The 3,401-nt window shown below is 70.0% G+C and carries 3 protein-coding genes and 1 pseudogene; 2 read left to right on the forward strand and 2 right to left on the reverse strand.

Going from position 1 to position 3,401, the window contains the following annotated elements; all coding sequences use genetic code 11:
* Positions 1 to 200: pseudogene (locus tag IO29_RS31125) on the forward strand (hypothetical protein); the annotation flags it as partial.
* A 25-nt stretch (positions 201 to 225) separates the two neighbouring features.
* Here IO29_RS31125 and IO29_RS31130 read toward each other — a convergent pair.
* Positions 226 to 1,680 (reverse strand): MFS transporter, encoded by a 1,455-nt coding sequence (locus tag IO29_RS31130; protein ID WP_158709406.1) that lies wholly within the window; start codon positions 1,678 to 1,680, stop codon positions 226 to 228.
* Between the two features lie 234 nt (positions 1,681 to 1,914).
* Here IO29_RS31130 and IO29_RS31135 point away from each other — a divergent pair, with 234 nt between their 5' ends.
* A complete protein-coding gene (locus IO29_RS31135) occupies positions 1,915 to 2,550 on the forward strand; it encodes an MBL fold metallo-hydrolase (RefSeq protein WP_030383505.1) in 636 nt (211 codons plus the stop codon).
* 136 nt (positions 2,551 to 2,686) lie between these two features.
* Here the strand turns inward: IO29_RS31135 and IO29_RS31140 are convergent, their stop codons facing one another.
* Positions 2,687 to 3,109: a MarR family winged helix-turn-helix transcriptional regulator gene (locus IO29_RS31140; RefSeq protein ID WP_030383506.1), complete on the reverse strand. Its 423-nt coding sequence runs from the start codon at positions 3,107 to 3,109 to the stop codon at positions 2,687 to 2,689.
* Between the last annotated feature and the right edge of the window lie 292 nt (positions 3,110 to 3,401).

Genomic DNA, 3,401 nt, shown 5'->3' on the forward strand with positions numbered 1-3,401 from the left:
CCGACCGGGCCCGGCTCGGACAAGGGCCGGTGACCTGCCAGGAGATGGCCGTCGAGCTCGGCATGGACGTGGTGCCGGCCCGGGTGGAGGCGCTGCGGTCGAAGGCCAAGCGCCTGGTGGCGAGGGGCTGGTTGGCTGAGCCGGCGACGGGCCGGTTCACGCCCGCTCGCGACGCGGGCCGGCCAGGCGGCGAGTCATGACCATGGTCATCGACCAGTAGATCACTCATTGCGACCGGGCCCGGTGTGTCCCGGTGCTGCGGCCGTGTCGGCGCATTGTCAGGGCCGCACCGATGTTGATCAGACACAGGGCGATCCCCGCGGCGAGCGCGTGATCGATGCCACCCGATGCTTCGTGCCCGCTGGTCGCGGTGGCGCCGGTCGGGACGAGCGCAGCGCTCAGGGCGCTGCCGATGGCGCCGCCGAGTTGCCGCAGGGCCTGGTTGAAGCCGTTGGCGCTGCTCGTCTCACCGGCGGGGACGGCGGAGACTATCAGCCCGGGCATGGTGGCGAAGGTCAAGCCCATGCCGGCGCCGCCCAGTCCGAGCGCGGCGAACGACGACCACAGGTGTGAGCGTTCTGTTCCCCACAGCAACAAGCCGGCAGCGGTGGTCGCGGCGCCGAGGGCGAGGATGCTGCCGCTGTCCAGGCGCGTGCTGAGCGCGGGAGCTGCGCGGTTGGCGGCCAGGCTGCCGACGGTGAGCGGCAGCATCGCCAAGCCTGCGATCAACGAACTATGGCCGAGCCCGTAGCCGGTCGAGGCGGGGGACTGTACGGCTCTGGAGATCAGAGACATCAACAGATACAAGGCGACACCGACGAGCAGCGCGGTGATGTCGGCGGCCAGGACGCGTCGATCGGCCAGCAGGCGGACCTGTATCAGCGGCTGTTGTGCGCGCAGCGAGTGGACCCCCCAGATGCCCAGCGTCAGAGCACCGGCGACGGCGAGGGTCCATGTCGGGGCGGATGCCCAGCCCCAGTCGGCGCCTTGGCTCAGTGCGATCAGCCAGGCTGTGAGGCCTGTGGCCAGCAGGAGCGCCCCGGGAGTGTCGAAATGCCGGCTTGGGGCATTCGGCTCGTGGGGCAAGATCAGTACGGCCAGGACCAGGACCGTGCCAGTGAGTATGGCGCCGAGTCCGAACGCGGCGGTGACGCCGCCGGCCAGGGCGGCAAGGCCGGTGAGCGGGTAGCCGATGCCGAGTCCTGCGGCGGTGGCCACCGACAGGGCGGCAACGGCTGGCCGGACGCGCTCGGCGGGTAGGTGGTCGCGGGCCATGGCGATGGTGACGGGGACCAAGCCCAGGCCAAGCCCCTGCAGGGCGCGCCCGGCGAGGATCGCCGAGATCGAGGGAACGGCCGCGGCCAGCAGACAGCCGGCCAGGACTGCGCCGAGCGCGCCGAGCATCGCAGTCCTGCGGTGGGTGCCGTCGCCCAGCCGGCCGAGCACCTGTCCGCAGGCCGCCCCCACGAGCAGCGTGATGGTCAGCGACCACTGCGCTGTCCCCGCGGACACGTGGCGGGTGGTGGCGATGGTCGGCACCAGCGGTGCGCCGAGGCTGCTGATGACTGAGACGACGGCGGCGATGGCGATGAGGGTCGGCAGCAATAGCCGGGTGCGCCATCCCGCCGGTGTTGTACCGGGATCGGCTGTGCCTCGAGGAGGCGTGACGGTGCTGGTCATGCGGTTCTTCTCTTCTCTGACGTCCACGTGGTTCTGGTGGCTACGCGGTGGCAGGCCAGTGCCTCGGCGGCTGTCTGGAGCCTGGCCGCCGCCCTGCGTGGGTGGCTTGCCCCGCAAAAATGAACAACTCTGTTGTACACCTAAGTTGTATAGATGGTAGCGTGGAAACACAACCTGGTTGCACATCTGTTGGGGCCGCCGGTTCCCGGAGCCCCCTGATCCCTGGAGGACACCGTGAAGATCACTAAGTTCGGGCACGCCAGCGTGACCATCGAAGACGGCGACCGTCGCCTGGTCATTGACCCGGGCGGCCTGACCGACCCGTCTGTGCTGGATGGCGTCACGGACGTACTGGTCACCCATGAGCACTTCGACCACTTCTCCGAGGCGACGCTGCGCAAGGCCGCCGCCGAGCACGAGCTGCGGGTGTGGACCAACACCGCGGTCGCCTCGAAGCTGGACGGCTTCGCCGGCCAGGTGCGGGCCGTGGGGGAGGGTTCGGTGTTCACCGCGCAGGGCTTCGAGATCCAGGTGCACGGCACCTGGCACGCGGAGATCCACCCGGACATCCCGCGGGTGGCCAACATTGGCTTCCTGATCGACGGCACGGTGTTCCACCCAGGAGACGCCCTCACCGTCCCCGACACCCCGGTGGACACGCTGCTGCTTCCGGTCCACGGCCCCTGGTCCACCACCGGCCAGCTCGTCGACTACGTGCGCGAGGTCGCGCCGGCCCGGGTGCGCGCCATCCACGACGGTGCCCTCAATGAGGTGGGCCGAGCAATGGTCGGCGGCCTGCTTGGTGATGGCGGCCCCGGCATCGGCTCGCACTTCCAGCACTTCGGCGTCGGCGAGACCGAATCCCTGTGAGTGCCGGCCGTCGGGCTCCGCTTCACGCGGAGCCCGACGGCCTTCGGCGTTCGAGCCCGGTGGTCTCGGTCAGCTTCGGCCCGCACTCGGCGGTACCTGTCGCCAGGACGGGCGGAACGGCTGCAGCGCGACCGCGTCAGCGCCCTGTGATGTGCGTGGCCAGACGGGCAAGCAGTGGGATGCATTCCTGAAGTCGGCGCCGTTCGGCCGAGTTGAGCGCGTCGCGGATCGCCACGTCGAGCCAGGCGGCGCGCTGTGCACGCTCTTCCTCCAGGCGGGCGCGGCCGCGGTCGGTGATGTGGAGCAGGAGTTTGCGGCCGTCGGTGGCATGAGGTTCGGTGCGCACCAGGTCGCCGGCGAGCAACTGTTTAACGGATTTGGATGCTGACTGGTGGGTCACGCCTCGACAGTGGGCCAGCTCCGCCGTGGTTTGCGGGCCGCCGCGGTCGAGGTGGCCGAGGATGGCGGCCTCGCCGGCGGGCATGGTGTCCGCGGTCCGCGCGGCTCGGACCAGCTCTCCGATCGCATGCCGCAGGTCCTCAGCGAGCGTGTCGTCCATTACCTCAAGCCCTCCCGTAATAAGAAACCTAACTGTACAGTATAGCTGCACGTTTTCCTGGCTTGCGCGTTTCGTGAGGCCTCCGGCCGGCTGCGGCGCTCGGCCCTTCGCGGGCATCGGACTGCCTCGACCCGCCATAGCGCGCCTACCGTCACCTCCGTCGATGGTCGGGCCGCTGGAAGAGCGTGAGCTGTCGAAGGTCGGAGAAGTGCTGGCCCCGGAGAACGAGACGGAGCAGGACCACACCCGGGCCGGCCAGGCAGTGCCGGCCGCCGAAGGGCGGGGCGGAACG

The sequence above is a fragment of the Streptomyces sp. NRRL F-6676 genome (assembly GCF_000725625.1).
Classification (GTDB): Bacteria; Actinomycetota; Actinomycetes; order Streptomycetales; family Streptomycetaceae; genus Streptomyces.